At 70.7% G+C, this 17552-nt stretch carries 18 protein-coding genes; 12 read left to right on the forward strand and 6 right to left on the reverse strand.

All coding sequences use genetic code 11. From position 1 onward, the window contains the following. Positions 1–155 precede the first annotated feature (155 nt). Complete coding sequence (locus OG928_RS34665; protein WP_331765964.1) at positions 156–1007, reverse strand: LysR substrate-binding domain-containing protein; 852 nt, start codon at positions 1005–1007, stop codon at positions 156–158. Positions 1008–1087: 80 nt separating this feature from the next. Between OG928_RS34665 and OG928_RS34670 the strand changes: the two genes are divergently transcribed. Further along, on the forward strand, positions 1088–1582 hold the full coding sequence (locus OG928_RS34670) for a cupin domain-containing protein (protein ID WP_331765965.1): 495 nt from the start codon (positions 1088–1090) through the stop codon (positions 1580–1582). Positions 1583–1754: 172 nt separating this feature from the next. Beyond that, the gene (locus OG928_RS34675) at positions 1755–2117 is read left to right on the forward strand and encodes a DoxX family protein (protein WP_331765966.1); all 363 of its coding nucleotides are present in this window, start codon (positions 1755–1757) and stop codon (positions 2115–2117) included. A 155-nt stretch (positions 2118–2272) separates the two neighbouring features. Here OG928_RS34675 and OG928_RS34680 read toward each other — a convergent pair whose 3' ends face one another. Next, positions 2273–3949: a TerD family protein gene (locus OG928_RS34680; protein WP_331765967.1), complete on the reverse strand. Its 1677-nt coding sequence runs from the start codon at positions 3947–3949 to the stop codon at positions 2273–2275. 200 nt (positions 3950–4149) lie between these two features. Here OG928_RS34680 and OG928_RS34685 point away from each other — a divergent pair, with 200 nt between their 5' ends. The 3 genes from OG928_RS34685 to OG928_RS34695 all read left to right on the forward strand — a co-directional run bounded on the left by OG928_RS34685 (position 4150) and on the right by OG928_RS34695 (position 6692). Further along, positions 4150–4497, forward strand: a complete 348-nt coding sequence (locus OG928_RS34685) for a hypothetical protein (protein WP_331765968.1) — start codon at positions 4150–4152, stop codon at positions 4495–4497. A gap of 217 nt (positions 4498–4714) precedes the next feature. Beyond that, positions 4715–5887: a methyltransferase domain-containing protein gene (locus tag OG928_RS34690; protein WP_331765969.1), complete on the forward strand. Its 1173-nt coding sequence runs from the start codon at positions 4715–4717 to the stop codon at positions 5885–5887. Between the two features lie 118 nt (positions 5888–6005). After that, a complete protein-coding gene (locus OG928_RS34695) occupies positions 6006–6692 on the forward strand; it encodes a GntR family transcriptional regulator (RefSeq protein WP_331765970.1) in 687 nt (228 codons plus the stop codon). Positions 6693–6746: 54 nt separating this feature from the next. On the opposite strand, the gene OG928_RS34700 is transcribed toward OG928_RS34695, so the two are convergent. Beyond that, positions 6747–8078: an MFS transporter gene (locus OG928_RS34700; protein ID WP_331765971.1), complete on the reverse strand. Its 1332-nt coding sequence runs from the start codon at positions 8076–8078 to the stop codon at positions 6747–6749. A gap of 80 nt (positions 8079–8158) precedes the next feature. Between OG928_RS34700 and OG928_RS34705 the strand changes: the two genes are divergently transcribed. Next, positions 8159–9142, forward strand: a complete 984-nt coding sequence (locus OG928_RS34705; RefSeq protein WP_331765972.1) for a DUF5937 family protein — start codon at positions 8159–8161, stop codon at positions 9140–9142. A gap of 230 nt (positions 9143–9372) precedes the next feature. Beyond that, on the forward strand, positions 9373–10092 hold the full coding sequence (locus tag OG928_RS34710; RefSeq protein WP_331765973.1) for a GntR family transcriptional regulator: 720 nt from the start codon (positions 9373–9375) through the stop codon (positions 10090–10092). A gap of 235 nt (positions 10093–10327) precedes the next feature. On the opposite strand, the gene OG928_RS34715 is transcribed toward OG928_RS34710, so the two are convergent. The 3 genes from OG928_RS34715 to OG928_RS34725 form a co-directional block, all read right to left on the reverse strand. Further along, a complete protein-coding gene (locus OG928_RS34715) occupies positions 10328–10792 on the reverse strand; it encodes an SDR family oxidoreductase (protein WP_331765974.1) in 465 nt (154 codons plus the stop codon). Between the two features lie 88 nt (positions 10793–10880). Further along, positions 10881–11912, reverse strand: coding sequence for a mannonate dehydratase (locus tag OG928_RS34720; RefSeq protein ID WP_331765975.1), 1032 nt, complete (start codon positions 11910–11912; stop codon positions 10881–10883). 97 nt (positions 11913–12009) lie between these two features. After that, entirely contained in the window at positions 12010–12729 is a 720-nt protein-coding gene (locus OG928_RS34725; RefSeq protein ID WP_331765976.1) for a GntR family transcriptional regulator, read from the reverse strand. A gap of 141 nt (positions 12730–12870) precedes the next feature. Here OG928_RS34725 and OG928_RS34730 point away from each other — a divergent pair, with 141 nt between their 5' ends. From OG928_RS34730 to OG928_RS34750, 5 genes are all read left to right on the forward strand, one after another. Then, on the forward strand, positions 12871–13698 hold the full coding sequence (locus OG928_RS34730; protein WP_331768216.1) for an ATP-binding cassette domain-containing protein: 828 nt from the start codon (positions 12871–12873) through the stop codon (positions 13696–13698). After that, entirely contained in the window at positions 13695–14750 is a 1056-nt protein-coding gene (locus OG928_RS34735; protein WP_331765977.1) for an ABC transporter permease, read from the forward strand. The genes OG928_RS34730 and OG928_RS34735 overlap by 4 nt, the downstream gene beginning before the upstream one ends. A gap of 52 nt (positions 14751–14802) precedes the next feature. Beyond that, a complete protein-coding gene (locus OG928_RS34740) occupies positions 14803–15792 on the forward strand; it encodes a substrate-binding domain-containing protein (RefSeq protein ID WP_331765978.1) in 990 nt (329 codons plus the stop codon). Positions 15793–15881: 89 nt separating this feature from the next. After that, positions 15882–16652, forward strand: a complete 771-nt coding sequence (locus OG928_RS34745; protein WP_331765979.1) for an SDR family oxidoreductase — start codon at positions 15882–15884, stop codon at positions 16650–16652. A gap of 32 nt (positions 16653–16684) precedes the next feature. Next, on the forward strand, positions 16685–17548 hold the full coding sequence (locus OG928_RS34750) for an SMP-30/gluconolactonase/LRE family protein (protein WP_331765980.1): 864 nt from the start codon (positions 16685–16687) through the stop codon (positions 17546–17548). Positions 17549–17552: the final 4 nt, after the last annotated feature.

Genomic DNA, 17552 nt, shown 5'->3' on the forward strand with positions numbered 1-17552 from the left:
CTACCAGGCTGAGCACATTCAGCGCATGGTCGGGCCGCCCGCCTGACCGCCATGCGGGCCCTGATCCCCGCCCGGGCCGAGGCCGGTGCCGACAGCGCCCCCGACAGCGCCCCCGACCGCGGCGCCCTCAAGTCGGCGTGCCGCCGGTGAGGCGCTCAATCGCGGTAGGCGGCGACCGCGATCTGGACGAACGAGCGGATCTGCGGATTCGTGTCGCCCTCGTTCCACGCCGCCACCACGCGGCTCGGCTGCATATCGATCAGCGGCACCACAGTGAGCCCCTCGGCCGGCTCGTGGTCCAGGAGTGTCATGCCGACCGTGCCGTTCCAGAGAACGGCTTGCCGGCATTCCTGGACGGCGCGCACCACCGGACCCTCGCGAGATTCCCCACCGTTCCAGTACGACTGCCAGATGGGGTCGGTGCCCTCCGGGAACAGGAACCAGCGGCGGTCGGCCAGGTCGGACAGCTTCAGGCTGTCGCGGCGGGCCAGCGGATCGTCGGTGCGCAACAGCGCTCCCACCGGGTCGGCGCGCAGCTCGTGTACGGTCAGGCCGGTCTCGTCGAACGGCGCGCGGGTCAGGGCGATGTCGACCAGTCCGGCATGCAGCCCGCAGGTGGGGTCGGTCAGGTCGGTCTCGCGGATGCGAACCTCAACGCGTGGGTGCCGCCGGCGGTAGGCACTGGCCAGCCGGGTTGCGCCCGGGTCGGTACTGTCACCCAGGATGCCGACGGTGAGGGTCGCGGCTCCCGCTGCCGCGGCCACGCGTACATGTACCCGGTCGGCCTGTTCGAGCAGGGCGCGCGCCTCATCGAGTAGTACCGCCCCCACCGGAGTCAGCGTGACACCGGCGGACGATCGGTCGAGCAGCGTGGCGCCGACCTCGATCTCCAGCTGCTTGATCGCCCGGCTCAGGGGCGGCTGACTCATGTGCAGCCGGGTGGCGGCCCGGCCGAAGTGGAGTTCCTCGGCGACCGCCACGAAATAGCGCAGCGTGCGTAACTCCATGGTGCAACGATACTCGTACGGTATCGACGCCACACAAAGGGTCTTGGACAGTCGCAGTGCCCTGGACGTGGAATCGAAGCATGACTGACGAACCGAAGACCAGTGAGCCGATTGCCGACCCCGCCGTATCGGTGGTCGGTCCGGGCGACGGCGAGACGATCTTCCTGGGCACCACGCGACTGCGCGTCCTCGAAGACGGCAGCAACACCGGGCACCGCCTCGGGCTCGCCGAGTCCGTCCTCGCGCCGCACACGCCCGGACCTCCGCAGCACCGTCACGCCCAGCACGACGAGGGTTTCTACATCATCTCCGGCACGGTGCGGTTCACGGTCGGAGAGAAGGACTACGACGCGACGGCCGGAACGCTCGTGATGGTCCCGCCCGGAGCCCCGCACACCTTCGCCAACGTCACCGACCAACAGGCCGTCATGCTCAGCACTTTCACGCCAGACCTGTACGTGCAGTACTTCCGAGACCTGCAGGACATGATCGCCGGCGGCCAGGCATTGACCCCACAGGCGACCCTCCGGGTGATGAGCCGTTACGCCACCGAACCCGCCACCGACTTCGCCTAGAAGTCGGAAGGACAACGCCGCCCGGCTGCCCGTACCGAAACCGTACAGCCGCGGCGGCTCCTACCTCGGGAGGTCCGTGCCGCTGACGAACTCGCGCACTCGCTTGTGCCTTTGCCCGCTCTCTGCTGGTGACGATGAGGTCACCTACAACCGGTAACCGTGGATGGGAATCGTGAACGTCGCATATTGGATCGTTGCCGGCCTGCTTGCTCTCTTCTACCTCTACGCGGGCGGGGTGAAGGCGGTCCAGAGCCGTGAGCAGCTCCGGCCGATGATGGCCTGGGTGGACAGCACGCCGATGCCGGCCGTCAGGGCCATCGGGGTGATCGAAGTGCTCGGCGCGATCGGGCTGATCCTCCCGCCGCTGACCGGCATCGCGCCCTGGCTGGCCCTGGTTGCGGCCATCGGGTTCGTGGTCCTCCAGATCGGCGCGACCAGAGTTCACCTGAGCCGCGAAGACCGCCGGATCGCCCTCAACATCACGCTCATGCTCGCGGCGGCCGTGACCGTCTGGATGGCGACGACATGGCTGTGACTTCAGTCAGTCCCAGCGACCTGAGAGTTCGCACGACGGTCACGAGTTGGCGCTCTTGAGACAGCGTCAGCAGATCAAGCCCGCAGGCCACCGGCTGTGATGTACGGGAGTTGGTGCACCCCCATGCCCTGCATGAGGGTGCTTGTCCGGTTCGGTCAGGGGTAGAGGTTGCGGCCCTCGCGGATGCTTTCGTGATGCGTCGGGTCCATGACGCTCTCCCATTCCCACTCGGAGATGGGTTCGGCGTCCTTGAACTCGTAGGGGCCCATGCTCATCGCGAAGCGCCCGTCGGCGTAGAGCATCGGGCGTTCCTCACCCGATTCGGAGTACCGCTCGACGTGCCGGACCGTCGGGCCCTCCGGCCGGGTGAAGTCGATCAGCGCGATCGCGACCCAATAGCCGATGTCGTTGTCGTCGAGGAGCGGAATCGTCACGACCGAGCCCCGGCCGTCGTCGACGACGGCCTTGGCGCCGTAGGACTTGAAGCTGCCGCTACCGTTGCCGAGCGCGCTGTACGCGCAGATCAGTACGTGGCCCTGGAGGTCGGGGCGGGTGATCCGGATGACCTCGCGGCCCGGGCCGCGGGCGTCGCCGTCCAGGTGGAGGTACGGCTCGGCGGTCGTAGAGCCGAAGTTGCGGTAGTAGACCGCGCCCTTGGTCGGTATTCGCTTGTCGCTCGGCGGAACCGCCTCTGTGCGCGGCACGAACATCGCGTACAGGTCGAGGTCCGCCTCGCCGAAGTCGTCGTACGCGGTGCCCCCGTCCCATTCGAGCGCCGCCGTGATCACGAGGCCGGGGTCGCCGTCCCACGGCAGTGCCACGCTCTGACTCTTGGTCAGTTTGATCGCGCCGAGCGGTGGTTTGGTCATGTTCAACGGCGCGGCGGCGGCCGGGGCGGCTGCGTACGGGGTCGCCGCCGGGTACGGCGTGGTGGGTACGTACGCGGCGGTCGGCGCGGTGGTCGGCGCGGCGGCCGGCTCCGTCGGGGTGTCCGGGCGGCGACGCAGCCGAGACAGCGCCCGGGACACCGGGGAGGCGGGAGCCGGGGCGGGCGCCGGGGCCGTGGGCGGTGCGATGGCCGGCGGCGGGGTGAACGCGACGGGGGCCGGTGTGGGCACGGGGGCCGCGAAGCCGGTGGCGTACTCCGGAGCGGCGGTGGCCGGGGGCACGGCGAACTCGGGCCCAGGGGCCTGCTGCTGTGGCTGTGCGGCGGGTGGAGCGAAGGCGACGGGCGCCGGCTGTGCGGTGGGGGCGGCGAAGCCCGAGGGTGCTTCCGCCGCGTCGGGGATCGCGAAGCCCACCGGAAGCTCCGGCGCCGTCGGCGTGTCGTCGGGCTCCTCGGCGACCTCGATCCCGAAGTCCGTGGCGATACCCGCGAGACCGCTCGCATACCCCTGACCGACCGCGCGTACCTTCCACGCGTCCGCGCGCCGGTACACCTCGACCAACACGGCCGCGGTCTGGCCCCGCGTCAAGTCGTCGGGCCGGTAGACCAGCCCGCCCACGACCGCCTGTAGGCCGCGGACGTCCGCCAGGGTGTCCGCGCCCGTCTCCCCGTCGGCCGCGACCACCACGACCAGGCTCGCCACGTCGGCGGCGACCGCGCTCGTGACCACGGTCATCCGCCCGCCGTCGGCGAGTCGGACCGCGCCGTCGGGGCTCGCGGGGTTGTTCCAGAAGACGAAGTCCGCGTCACCGCGCACCAGATGATCGGCGGTGAGGAGCAACGCCGAGACGTCGACGCCCGCGCGCCCCTCCCACGACACGACGATCTCGACGATCTCTTCGCCGAGCGGCGCGTTCGCGCCCGTCGTCAACACGACATGCGACATCGATGACCAACCCCCCAGAGTCGACACAGTCCCCCGCCGGGATCCTATGCGGCGATCCGCGAAAGTACCTGCGCGTGCGAAGGGCGGCTCGCAGGGTCTCGAGCGAGGCGCGGGCGCGGGGACAGGTGAGTACGAGGGTCGAGTATCTCGTGAGTACGTGGACCCGGGTGGTCCGGGAGGAGTGTTCGTAGGTTCGGTGCATGACGACGACGGTGAATGGTGGGACGCGGGTTCGGAAGGCGTGGAGCACGGCGGTGCGGGTGGTCGCCGTGGTCGCGTTGTGGGTCTGGTGCGTCGTGTCCGGGTGGGTGGTGATGTTCGGCAGCGCCATGTCCACGGCGAACTGCGACTTCGAGGAGGGGTTCCAATGCGATTCGGGGTGGTTCACACCACTGGCACTGTGGCTGCCCGTGCTGGGCGCGCTGATCGCCGGCGGCGTGGGGACCTGGGGCGCGCTCTCGCGCGGACGGCACTGGCCCTGGTGGTTCGCCGGCGTGGCGCTGTCGCTGATACCGGCGATCGTGATGACGGCCCTGATCGACACGTGATCCATGCGGTCGTCGGCACCGCCCCGCCGATCGCCGGGCACTGGCGATCATGCGGTCGGTCACGGGATGATGACTCGACGTCACCGCGAGGAGGGATCATCGATATGGGTACGCACAACAAGCCCACGCCGCCCCCGCAACCCGCTCCGGAGCCGTCCCCCGACGGTGACGACCCGACATTGCGCAACCCGGGTCCCGGTACGCACAAGAAGCCCAAGTGAGCGACCAGGAGCATCTCGAACGATCGGTCGAAACCCTGGATGCCCTCGGCGAGTTCGAGCAGCCCTGGATGCGCGATGCCTTCGCGCGGGTTCCTCGGCACCGCTTCGTCCCCGACACCGTGTGGGTGCCCGGCGACGACGGCTACCGGGCGCTCGAGCGGGCCGGGGAGCCGGGGCGGTGGGCCGAGGCGGTGTACGCGCCGCATGCCCCGTTGGTCGTCCAGGTCGACGACGGCCGGCCCGTCCGGCCCGGGGTGGGGCAGGTGGCGTCGAGTTCGATCAGCGCGCCCTCGGCGGTGCTGTTCATGCTCCGGGCGTTGGGCGTCGAGCCGGGTGACCGGGTCCTGGAGATCGGCGGCGGTACGGGCTGGAACGCCGCGCTGTTGTGCGAGCGCGCGGGACCGGGGCGGGTGTGCACGGTCGAGATAGACCCCGTGCTGGCCGACCGGGCGCGCAGGGCGCTGGAGGCGGCGGGGTGCCGGGTGCACGTGGTGTGCGCGGACGGCGAGCTCGGGCACCGCGAACACGCGCCCTTCGACCGGGTGATCGCCACGGCCGCCGTGGGCCGCGTCCCCTACGCGTGGGTGGAACAGACCGCACCGGGGGGTGTGATCGTCGCTCCCCGGATCGTCCCCTTCCATCAGGGCGGCCTGCTCCGGCTCACCGTCGCAGGCGACGGGACCGCTTCCGGGGTCTTCGACGGCGGGGTGATGTTCATGCCCACGCGCGGTCAACGCTTCACCCGCTTCGACCCCGCGACCGTGGTCGACGACGACACGTGGGAACACTCCGACGCGGGCGTCACCGCGCTGGACGTCGCCGCCCTGGACGACGTCCACGCCCGGTTCGCGATCTCGCTGCGCGTCCCCGACGTCCACCACCTCCTCGAACTCGACCGAGGCCGGGGCCGCACGTTGTGGCTGGGTGACGCCGCCGGCACGTCCTGGGCCGTCGTCCGGGACACCACCGCCGGAGTCGGCGGCGAGGTCAACCGGTTCGGGCCCCGCGACCTGGCGCGGGAGGTCCACGACGCCCTGACGCTGTGGGAGAAGGCCGACCAGCCCAGGCTCTGGGACTTCGGCGCCACCGTCACCCGGCAGGGAACCGTGTACTGGCTCGGCGAGGCCGATCGGCCCTTCACCGAAGACCAGGGCCGCCACGCCGGGTAGGGCCACCGGACCCTCGTCCGGAGCGCAGCAGGCCGTGTTCGGCCGGGTGGCCAGGTGGGCGAGGTGGATCGTGCTCGCTAAGGAGTGCCGGTCGGGGGCTGGTGGATGGATCCGTCTCGTGGCGAGAGAAGCCGGGCAGCAGACCCGCAGCGAAGCGGTGCACGATCGCATCCGGGCCGACATCCTGGGCGGCCGGCTCCGGCCCGGCCGGCGGTTGAAGTTCCCCGAGCTCAGCGAGCGGTACGGGGTGAGCACCGGCGCCGTACGCGAAGCCCTGCTCAGGCTGGTCGCCAAGAACCTGGTCAGCTCCGAGGCGCACCACGGCTTCCGGGTCACCGACGTGACCGCTCGCGGGCTGGCCGACCTGACCGACGCCCGCACCGAGCTCGAGTGCCTCGCCCTGAGCCGCGCCATCGACGAAGGCGACCTGGCGTGGCAGGCCCAAGTGCTGGCCGCCCACCACACGTTCGAGCAGACCCCACTCGGCGTGGGCGACCAACCCGGCGAGGACTGGCTGATCGCCCACGCCGACTTCCACACCGCGCTCCTGGCCGGCTGCGCCAACCCCCGGCTGCGCGACCTGGCCGCCTCGCTTCGGGAAGAGGCCGAGTTGTACCGACGGTGGAGCCGACCCACACCGGCGGACGCGCGCCACCGGACGACCGACCAGGCGGGTCACAAGGAACACCGCGACCTGCTCGACGCGGTCATGACCCGCGACAGCAAGCGCGCCGACGCCATCCTGCGCCGCCTGATCGGCGCCACGTCAGCCATGATCCTGGACACCGACGAACCGCACGCGTGACGCCGGTGATCGGCCCACTGCCTGCCGCGCCGCAGGCGTTTCTCCCGAGCGGTCCTACGACTTTCCGTGAGCACGCCGAGCGGACCGCAGCGCGAGCGCCACGCACACCGTCCCGAGCAGCCCCGCCCATGCGGTCACCACGTGCGGCGCGCCGAACTCGGCCGCCGCCCCCGCCAGCGCCATGCCCACGCCCTGGATCGTCATCAGCCCGGCCGCCATCAGCGTCATCGCCCTACCCTGCATTCCCTCCGGAATCGCTGCCAGGATCCACTGGTCCACGCCCAACGTGTACGCCCCGCACAGCCCCGTCGCGAACATCGCGGCGATCGCCCAGGGCAGCGACGGTCGCACCGCGAACCCCAGATACGGCAGCAGCGAGAGCAGCGCCAGCGGCCCCGCGATCCTCGACCGCGCCTCCGGGCCGAGCAGTGTCCCGGCGAGCAGTTCGCCGAGCAACGTGCCCACCGGCATCGCCGCCATGAACAGCCCGAGCCCGGTGGTGCCCGCGCCGATCCCGTCGGTGTACGGAGCCGCCAATGCCTCGGGTACCACCAGGAAGAACGGCTGGATCCAGAAGAGCACGAGCAGGTTCCGCAGCCGGCGATTCGCCAACAGCCGGCGCGTACCCCCTCCCCCGCTCTCGGGGCCGCCCTCGCGCGGCGCGCGAGCGGGACGGTTCCGGGTCCCGAAACGCAGCAGCAGCGCGGACCCCGCGAAGGTCACCGCCGTGATCATCAACGCCTCGCGCGGGCCGACCACCACCAGGAGCAGCCCGCCGAGGCCGAACCCGGCGACCTGCGCGCCCTGTGCCACCATCCGGATCAGCGACCGGCCCAGGATCAGCGCGTCGCCCTCGCCCAGGATGTCCGCCAGGCTCGCCGCTCGCGTGCCGCTGAACACCGGTGCCACCAGCGCCATCGCGAACCGGAGCGTCAGCAGCACCGCCACCGGGGTCCCCGGCGTCGCCATCACCGCCGCGCACGCCACGCACAGCACGTCGCAGACCACCAGGACCGTGCGCGCCGCGTACCGATCCGCGACCCCGGCCAACACCGTGCCACCGATCGCGTAGGGCAGGAAACCCAGTGCGTAGGTGAGCGCCGTGAGCAGCGCGGAGCCGGTGAGCCGGTACACCAGCACCGAAAGTGCGACCTGGGCCAACACCGAGCCGGTCATCGACAGCACGTGCGCCGCGAAGACCGGCCGGAACTCGCGTACGGCGAACACCTGTCCGTAGCCGGAGCCGGTCTTCGACGATGTCGCCGCGGGCGCGACCGGAGCGGTGTCGAAGGTCTCGCGGACGCCGACCGCCGAGCCGGCCGGAGTGGTTCCCTCGTCCCGGGCCGGGTCCGCGGCCTCGGCTCCCTCGTTTCGCGTCGTTGTCATGGCGGCAGCCTGGTCGGATGCCTTCGCGAGCTGTACTGTTTCGGCCCCACCCGAAAGTTCGGCCGGCTGCGGGAGGCTCCGTGCCCATGCACATGCACTTCGGTGCACCCGACCTGTTGCGCTGCCGGTTCGCGATCTCGCCGTTATGGGAAACGCAGGAAGCCATTCGGACGTTGGCCCGGCCCGAGCGGCACGGCTACCACCCGCGATGGGTGCGTCGGGCTCGCGAGGTGCTCACCGACCTCGACCTGGAGCCGCTGTGGCTGATGATGCCGCAGTGCGGTTACACCCCGGACTTCCTGTGCCCGCCGCCGGCCGGCCCGCTGGCGTCGATGGCGAGCGAGACGGCGCGGGTGCGCGCGACCGAACCGGCGGCGGCGTACGCGGAGATGACCCGCACGCTGACCCACGTTCCCGGAGCCGCGGACACTCCGCTCGCGCGCGCCATGCTCGCGGATCCCGCGCGCACGATCCGTGAACTCGCCGACCTCCACGAACGCGTCTGGGACGCGCTGATCGCCCCCTACTGGCCGCGGCTGCGATCGCTCCTCGAGGCGGACATCGCCTTTCGTACGAAGCGGTTGGCGGATGAGGGTCTGGCCGGCCTGTTCGCCGACCTGCACCCGCGCATCGAGTGGGCGGACCACACGCTCACCGTGACCACCCGCAACACCGCGCTCACCCACACGCGCGCCCTCGACGGTGACGGCCTGGTCCTGATGCCCGCGGTGTTCGTCTGGCCGGAGGTGGTCGGCGGATTCGACCCGCCCTGGCAGCCGACGCTGGTCTATCCCGCCCGCGGCATCGGCGAGTTGTGGAGCGAACCCGCGCGGCCGGCGTCCGACGCCCTTGTCCGACTGCTCGGCGCGAACCGCGCGACGATTCTCGTCGAACTCGACGCGCCGGCGACGACCAGCGCGCTCGCCCACCGCTACGGCCTGGCGCTGTCCTCCGTCTCGGGCCACCTGTCCGTGCTGCGCGACGCCGGCCTCCTGTCGTCGCGCAGGCACGGTCATCAGGTCCGCTACGAACGGACGCCACTGGGCAACGCTTTGGCACAGTGAGCGGGAGGCGCGCTTCGCCCGGTCACGCACGTCGGCGAGCCGGTCGAAGTGGTGCGGCTCGCGATCAGGGCCGGGGGTCCGTGCGATCCGGGGTCGCGTGCGACACATGCATCGGTGCAAGTCCCCCTCCGGGCCGGCGACTCGGATGCTCCGTATTCCGGATAGACCGGGCATTTCATTTTCTTTTCGAATTCCTGCATACAAGTCGACCAGCATGCAAGGATGGTCTCGTGAATAAGGAACGAATCCCCTCGGTGAACGCGGGTGCCCTGTCCTCGGTAGGCCGGTCCCGGCCGCGTCAGCGGACTTCGGACCGCGTCTACGAGGAGCTCGCTTCGGCGATCCGCGATGTGCGGCTCCCGCCCGGGGCGTCACTGTCCGAGACCGACCTGGCCGAGCAGTTGCACGTCAGCCGCACTCCGCTGCGCGAGGCGATCGCCCGCCTGGTCGAGACCGGACTCGTCTCCGTGGTCCCCCAGGTCGGGACGCGGGTCGAACTGATCCGTCTGCACGACGTCGAGCAGGCGCGCTTCGTGCGAGAGAACCTCGAGTCGGCGGCGTTCGAGACGGCCTGCGAGAAGCCGGAGCGTGACGTCAGCGGCTTGCGTGCCCTCCTGGCCGAGCAGCGGCGGTACTTCGATGTCCACGACGTCGACGGCTTCTTCGCCGCAGACGAGGCTCTGCACGCCCAGATCTTCGACATCAGCGGATATCCGGGGGCCTGGCAGGTCATGCAGCCGATGAAGATGCACCTGGACCGGCTGCGGCGGTTGTCACTCCCCGACCCGGACACCGTGTTGGGCCTGATCGATGAACACACGGCCATCGTCGACGCGCTGGAGGCCGGCGACGTCCTCGGCGGGCGAGCCCACATCCGACGGCATGCACGGCGGGTGCTCGACAACGGCCCCGCCCTGCAGGCGCAATACCCCAGCTATTTCACCGAATGACACCCTCGCGGGCCGCGGGTACATCCCCGCCTCGCCTGTGCCACGACCGGAAGGAGTATCGACGTGACCATGCGGATCTCGCTCGGCCACGTCGACGAATACGACGACCGGACCGCCGCCTTCGCGCATCGGCTCGGTCTGAAGAGCGTCCGGTTCCACTCCCGGTGCCGAGGTCACAGCCTTCGGCCTCGCCGACACGGCCGCCGGGAACGCCCTCGCTCGCGGGCAAGCACGGTCAGCCGGCCAGCAGGCCACCGGCCAGCACGAGTTCGGTGCCGGTGATGAACGCGGCGGCGTCGGACGCCAGGTAGAGGGCGGCCCGGGCGATCTCGTCGGGTCGTCCCAGGCGCCCCATGGGCTGACGGGCGACAAGGCCAGTCAGGGCCTGCTCCGGGTCGTCGGCAGCGGCCACCAGGCGCCCGACCCAGGGCGAGTCGACGGTGCCGGGACAGATCGAGTTGCAGCGGATGCCGGTGCCCGCGTACTGCACGGCGACCTGCCTGGTGAAAGCGATGACCGCGCCCTTGCCGGCGTAGTATGCGGCACGGTCCTTGAGTCCCACGAGTCCGGCGACCGACGCGGTGTTGACGATGACGCCATCGGCGTGGAACCGGCGAGCCATCTCGCGGCCGATACCGGAGCCGGCGCCGCGGGTATCGGGCTCGCAGCTGCGGGCCGTGATCCAGGACGCGGCGGGCATGGCGGCGGATCTGCGCCCGGCCGCGATGCCCTGGCGCAAATCCCCCGTGCCGCCCCACGCGGCCGTCCTCTCCTGGGCAAATGGCGCGTCAGTCGAGGCCGAGTGCGTTGAGGACACCTTGGAGATAGCCGATCGCGTGGGCGCGGCCGCGGCTGCAGTAGGCGTCGGGGGAGATGTCGAGCCAGGTGTCGGGATCGCCGACCATGGCCGGCACATGGTCGTCGATGATGAAGCCGTCGAATCCCACATCGTGGAGGCGGCGTATGACACGGGCGGGGTTGTAGTTGCCCTCACCGAGGAAGCACTCACGGAAGGATGGGACGGTCCCCTGGACGTCCCGGAAATGGACGTAGAAGATCGCACCGAGCGGACCGAGCGTGTCGATGACCTCGTTGACGCTGTCCTCGCCACCCATCTCGGAGACCGTGCCGAGGCAGAAGTCCAGTCCCCAGGCCGGGCTTCCCTTCGCCTGCTCGCGCGCTGCGGCCAGCGAGGCCGGCGAGTTGAAGATGCGCGCCGCGCCCCCCAGCGGCTCGTCCACCGGCGGGTCGTCCGGGTGCAGTGCCAGTCGCACCCCGGCTTCTTCGGCGACGGGCAGGACGGCGTCGAGGAAGTACTGGTGGTTGGCCCACATCTGCTCGGCCGTGATCGGCTCGGACAACAGTTCGGTGGGTGAAAGCCGGTAGGAGGCGAGCGCGTTGCCGGCACCGATGTCGGCCAGGTCGAAGGAGGTGACCTTTGCGCCGCCGCGGCCCGCCACGTCCATGTCGGTGCGCCACACGAACGTCGGCAGCCAGTTGTAGCCGAGCATGTCCATGCCGACCGCGCCCATGTTCCGGATGGTCGTGCGGTAGTTCTCGATCTGTTCGTCGCGCCCTGGAAGGCCCCGCTGGACTTTCCAGAAGTGGGCCAGGGGGACGTTCTCCAGGCCGTCGATCCGCAGCCCGTCGGCGTCGCAGCGCTCGCGCAGCGCCCGCAGTTCCGCCAGGCTCCAGTGGCCCCCCTCGCCGGGCAGCAGGTCGGGGGTGTGGAACTGGACGCCGGTGAGCCCGAGTTGATGGGCGAAGGTCGCCGTCCTGTCGTCGTAGACGTCGATGTGACCGAGGGAGAGCCTCAGCATGCTCGTACCGCTTTCTGGGTCTGCCGGCCGAGGCCGTCGATTTCGACCTCGACGAGGTCGCCTTCGGTGAGATAGGGGAATCGGCCGGTTCCGGTCCTCATCCGGCGAAGTAACCGGGGTAGCGGCCGTGGAGACCGGGGGCGATCTCCAGGATCCTGCGCGCGTGCCTGCTGATGTGTTCGTGGCCGGTTGCCGCGTCGCCGGATTCCAGCGCGTCCACGATCGCCGTGTGGTCGTCGATGAGGACGCGCACCGTCTCGGGGTCGGGCAGGCTGAGCCGCCGGAAACGGTCCAGGTGCATCTTCATCGGCTGGATCAGCTGCCAGGCGCCGAGATGGCCGCTCGCCTCGAAGACCTGCCGATGGAGCGCCTCGTCGGCGGCGAAGAAACCGCCGAGGTCGTCGGCCCGGTGGCACCGTTCCTGTTCGGCGAGGAGGGTACGCAGCCCGGTGACGTCCCGCTCCGGCTTTTCGCAGGCCGCGGCGAACGCGGCCAGCTCCAGGCTCTCGCGGACGAAGCGCGCCTGCTCCACGTCGTGCAGCCGGATCGGCTCCACCCGGGTGCCCACCTGGGGCACGACGGATACCAGACCGCCGTCCACGAGCCGCGCGATGGCCTCGCGCAGCGGCGTACGACTGACCTGCAACTGCTCGGCGAGATCCGTCTCCGACAGCGACGCACCCGGTTCGATCCGCAGGTCGCGGATGGCCGCGGCCAGTTCCTCGTACACACGGTCGGAGGTGCGCCGGCGGACACGCGGCCGCCCCACCGATGAGAGGGCCGGCAGGCCGCCCGCGAAGTTTCGATCCGATTTCACGAAAGGAATCCTTGCATACTGGAGAACTTGTATGCAAGCATCCACGTTACCTCCACACAACCTCCGGTTCACAAGCGGAGACACCTGGAACTTCTTGCGGAGAGCAGCTGAGTCACCAACGAGAGAGGAAGACTCGTGCTGATGCAGCATCTGTCGAATGCGACACCACCCCCCGGCCCCTCCGGCCCGGACGTCCCCGCGCTCTCGGCCAACGGGATCTCCAAGCGCTTCGGTCACGTCACGGCATTGACCGACGTGTCCCTGGAGGTGGCCCCCGGCGAGGTCGTGGCGCTGATGGGCGACAACGGCGCGGGCAAGTCCACGCTGATCAAGATCCTGTCGGGCGCCCTCGCTCCGGACAGCGGCGAGTTGCGCGTGCGCGGCAAACGGGTCCACTTCGTCAACCCCTCGGACGCCCGCGCCGCCGGCATCGAGACCGTCTACCAGGACCTCGCGCTGGCCGACGACCTGTCCGCCCCCGCCAACCTGTTCCTGGGCCGTGAGCGCCGCAAGCCGGGACTGCTGGGCCGACTGGGCGTCCTCGACAACAAGCGGATGCAGACCGAGGCGGAGGACTATCTGCGCACCCTCGGGGCCCGCGTTCCGGACTACCGGGCTCCGGTGCGGATGTTCTCGGGCGGCCAACGCCAGACCGTGGCAATCGCCCGGGCCGGGATCTGGGCCCGCGAGCTGGTCATCATGGACGAGCCCACCGCCGCGCTGGGCCTCGTCCAGACCGAGCAGGTCGCCCAGCTGATCAAGCGCACCCGGGACCGGGGCATCGCCGTCATCGTCATCAGCCACAGCGTGCCGTTCGTGACCGACGTGGCCGACCGCATCGTCGTGCTCCGCCTGGGCTCCACCGCCGCGACGCTGTCGCCCGCCACCACCTCGCACGACGAGATCGTCGCCGCCATCACAGGCGCGGCCACCGGAACCCCGACCGACCAACCGGGAAGCACGTCATGACTGCCCCTCTCCCCATCTCCACGGTCGGCGCGGACGCGTCCGGTCCGGACACCGCGAACCGCGTGCGCCGCGCGGTCGCCGCACTGACGAGCAACTGGGTCTTCCTGGCGCTGGTCGTCCTCGTCCTGGCCTTCTCGGTTCAGGCCGGCGACACGTTCCTCAACGCGGACAACTTCCGCAACATCCTGTTCAACGCCTCCGGGACAATCCTGCTGGCCGTCGGCACCGCCTATCTGATCATCGGCGGGCAACTCGACCTGTCGATCGGATCCGTGCTGGTCTTCAGCCAGGTGGTCGCTGCCAAGACGATCGTCGCGGTCACCGGGTCCGCGGAAGGCGGTTACCCCAACGCCGGTGCCGCCATCGCGCTCGGCATCGCCGTTGCCGTGGCCGTCGGCGCGGCGTGGGGCCTGCTCAACGGCGTCCTTGTCACCCGGCTGAAGATCCCCTCGTTCATCATCACGCTCGGCACCCTCGGCATGGGCCTCGGCCTGGCACAGGTCATCACCGAGGGCACCGACGTCACCGGGCTGCCGCCGCAGATGGTCACCGATATCGGCATGCGCGAGGTGCTCGGGCTGCCGCTGCCCGTGTGGATCGCCGCCGTCGTGGCCGTCGTGGCCGGACTCGTCCTTGCCCGCACGCAGTTCGGCCGGCACACCTACGCCATCGGCTCCAACGCCGAGGGCGCCCGCCGCAGCGGCATCAAGGTGACCCGCCATCAGATCGTGCTCTTCACCATGATGGGCGCCCTCGCGGGCCTGGCCGGCGTCCTGGACGTCGCCCGCTACACCACCACCCAGGTCAGCGGCCACAGTGCCGACAACCTCGTCGCCATCGCCGCCGTCATCATCGGCGGGGCCAGCCTCTTCGGCGGCCGCGGCACCATCTTCGGCGCCGCTGTCGGCGTCATGATCCCGGCCGTGCTCAACAACGGACTGGTCATCGTCAACGTCCAGCCGTTCTGGCAGACGGTGGCCATCGGCGCCATCCTCATCGTCGCCGTCGCCATCGACGACATCAAACGCCGTCAGCAGTTGCGCGCGTCCTGACCTCCCTCGCACCACCCCGGACCTCCGCCGCAGACAAGGAACGGATCACCCCATGTCCCGCAGAACCACCCGAGCCGCGCTGGCGGCCACCGCCACGGCCGCCGCCCTCACCCTGTCGGCCTGTTCCTCCTCCGAAGCCCCCGCGAGCGACAACGGCGGCGGCTCCGGCAAGCACCGCACCATTGCCTTCATCCCCGGGTGCACCTGCGACCCGTACTACTCGACCGAGATCGCCGGTTTCAAGGCCGCCGCCAAGGCCGCCGGGGTCACTGCGATCGTGCAGGGCCCGGCCAACTTCCAGGCCTCCGAGCAGATCCCCGTCCTCCAGGCGGTCGCTCAGAAGAAGCCTGACGCGATCGTCATCGACCCGACCGACGCCACCGCGCTCGCCGCCCCGATCGCCGCGGCCGTCGCCAAGGGCATCCCGGTGATGACCACCGGCAACAACGTCAACAGCGACAAAATCTTCACCGCCATCGCGGCCAGCTCCGTCCAGGGCGGCAAGCTCGGCGCCCAGGAGCTCATGAAGCAGAAGCCCGAAGGCGGCAAGGTGGTCTTCGTCCACATCAAGCCGGGCATCAGCTCCATCGACGACCGCGAGAAGGGCTACCGGGATGCCTTCGTCGGTCAGCCCCAGTACAAGGTGCTGCCCAACCTGTACGCCGGCAACGACTCCGCCACGCAGGCCGCCGGCCTGGTGCAGGCCGCCATCACCGCCAACCCCGACCTGGTCGCCATCTTCGCGTCGAACGTCATCACCTCCGAGGGCGCGGCCAACGCCGTCAAGGCCGCCGGCAAAACCGGCAAGATCGCCGTGCTCGGCTACGACGCGAGCCCGCAGGAGGCCACCCACCTCAAGGACGGCACCCTCACCGCCCTCGTCTCCCAGAACCCGTACCAGATAGGCCAGTTGGCCGTGGAGAACGCACTGAAGTACCTCGCGGGCGACCGCGGCATCCCCAAGGATCAGCCGCTCGTCCCGCTGGTCCTCACCAAGGACAACCTGAACGAACCGGCCTCGCAGACCGCCCTGTACAAGTAACCCCGGCCTCCCGCGCCGCGTCCCGGGGCCGCCCCCCAGCGACCCCGGCACCTCCTCCCGCAGTCTCCTCGCAGAAGGACCGCACACCCATGGAATTCGAGGGCAAGTCCGCACTGGTCACCGGTGGGGCCGGCGGCATCGGCCTGGCTACGGCCGAGCTCCTGGCCGCCCGCGGCGCGCAGGTGGTGTGCGCGTCCGTCACACGGCCGGAGGCCGCCGCCCACGACGCGATCACCCACGTCGAGACCGACGTCACCGACGAGTCCTCGGTCGCCGCCGCCGTCGGTCACGCCGTCCGGCACCACGGCAGACTCGACGTCCTCGTCACCTGCGCCGGCATCCAACGCTACGGCACCGCCGCCGACACCCCGCGCACGACCTGGGAGGAGGTGATGGCGGTCAACGTCGAGGGCGCCTTCCTCGCCGCCAAACACGCCCTGCCCGCCCTGCGCGCCTCCGGGGCGGGTTCGATCGTGCTCGTCTCGTCCGTCCAGGCCTTCGTCACCCAGACAAACGTCGCCGCCTACACCGCAAGCAAGGGCGCCCTCAACGCCCTTGCCCGCTCCATCGCCGTCGACGAAGCGCAGTACGGCGTGCGCGCCAACACCGTCTGCCCCGGCTCCGTCGACACCCCCATGCTGCGCACCGCCGCCGCCCGCTTCGCGGGCAGTCCCGGGAAGGCCGAATCGCTGATCGCGACCTGGGGCCGTAGCCACCCCCTCGGCCGCGTCGCCCGCCCCGACGAGGTCGCCGAGGCCATCGCCTTCCTCGCGAGCGACCGCGCGAGCTTTGTGACCGGCATCGCCCTGCCCGTCGACGGCGGCCTACTGGCCCAGGTGGCCGTCGCGCTCCCCGACTGACCCGCCGACACCAACCAACCACCGGAGCACCGATGTTGGCCATCGACATCACCGTCGCCGTCCCGGGCACCGCCAGGGTGGGGGAAGGGCCGTTCTGGGACCCCGCCACCAGCGAGCTGACCTGGGTGGACATCCTCGACGGTGCCATCCACACGGCCGACCCCACCCGGCCGCACCCGCGCACCACCGTCCTGTCGACCCTCGTCGGCGCTGCCGTCCCGAAACGCTCCGGCGGATTCGTCGCGGCCACCACCGAAGGTTTCACGGACATCCGCCGCGACGGCAGCTGGACCACCCGCCGTACCGTCCTGTCGCCCGGCCGCCGGATGAACGACGCCAAGTGCGACCCGGCCGGGCGACTGTGGGCCGGCAGCTGCGACCTGGAGTTCGCCCCCGCGCGCGGTGCCCTGCACGTCCTGGACAGCGACTGGACGGTCCATCACGTCCTGGACGACCTGACCCAGCCCAACGGGCTCGGCTGGAGCCCGGACGGCCGTACCCTCTACCTGATCGACACCGTCGCCCGGGAGGTCAACGCCTTCGACCTTCCGCGTGACCGGCTCGCCCTCGGCAACCGCCGCGCCCTCGCACGCTTTCCCTCCGGCGGCGGGGAACCCGACGGGATGGCGATCGACGCCGAAGGCTGCCTGTGGATCGCCATGTGGGGCGGCGGCCGGCTCGTTCGCCTCGCCCCCGACGGCCGCCTCCTCAGCGAAGTCCCTCTGCCCGTCACCCAGCCCTCGTCCTGCGCCTTCGGCGGCCCCGACCTCGACGTCCTGTACGTCACCACCGCCCGAGAGGGCCTCGGACCCCACCCTGTCGGTCCCGCCGGCTCCGTCCTGTCCGTCCGCGGCCTCGGCGTACGAGGCCTGCCCGTCCCTCGGTTCGGGGGCTGACCGT

This window comes from Embleya sp. NBC_00896 (assembly GCF_045207785.1).
Taxonomy (GTDB): domain Bacteria; phylum Actinomycetota; class Actinomycetes; order Streptomycetales; family Streptomycetaceae; genus Embleya.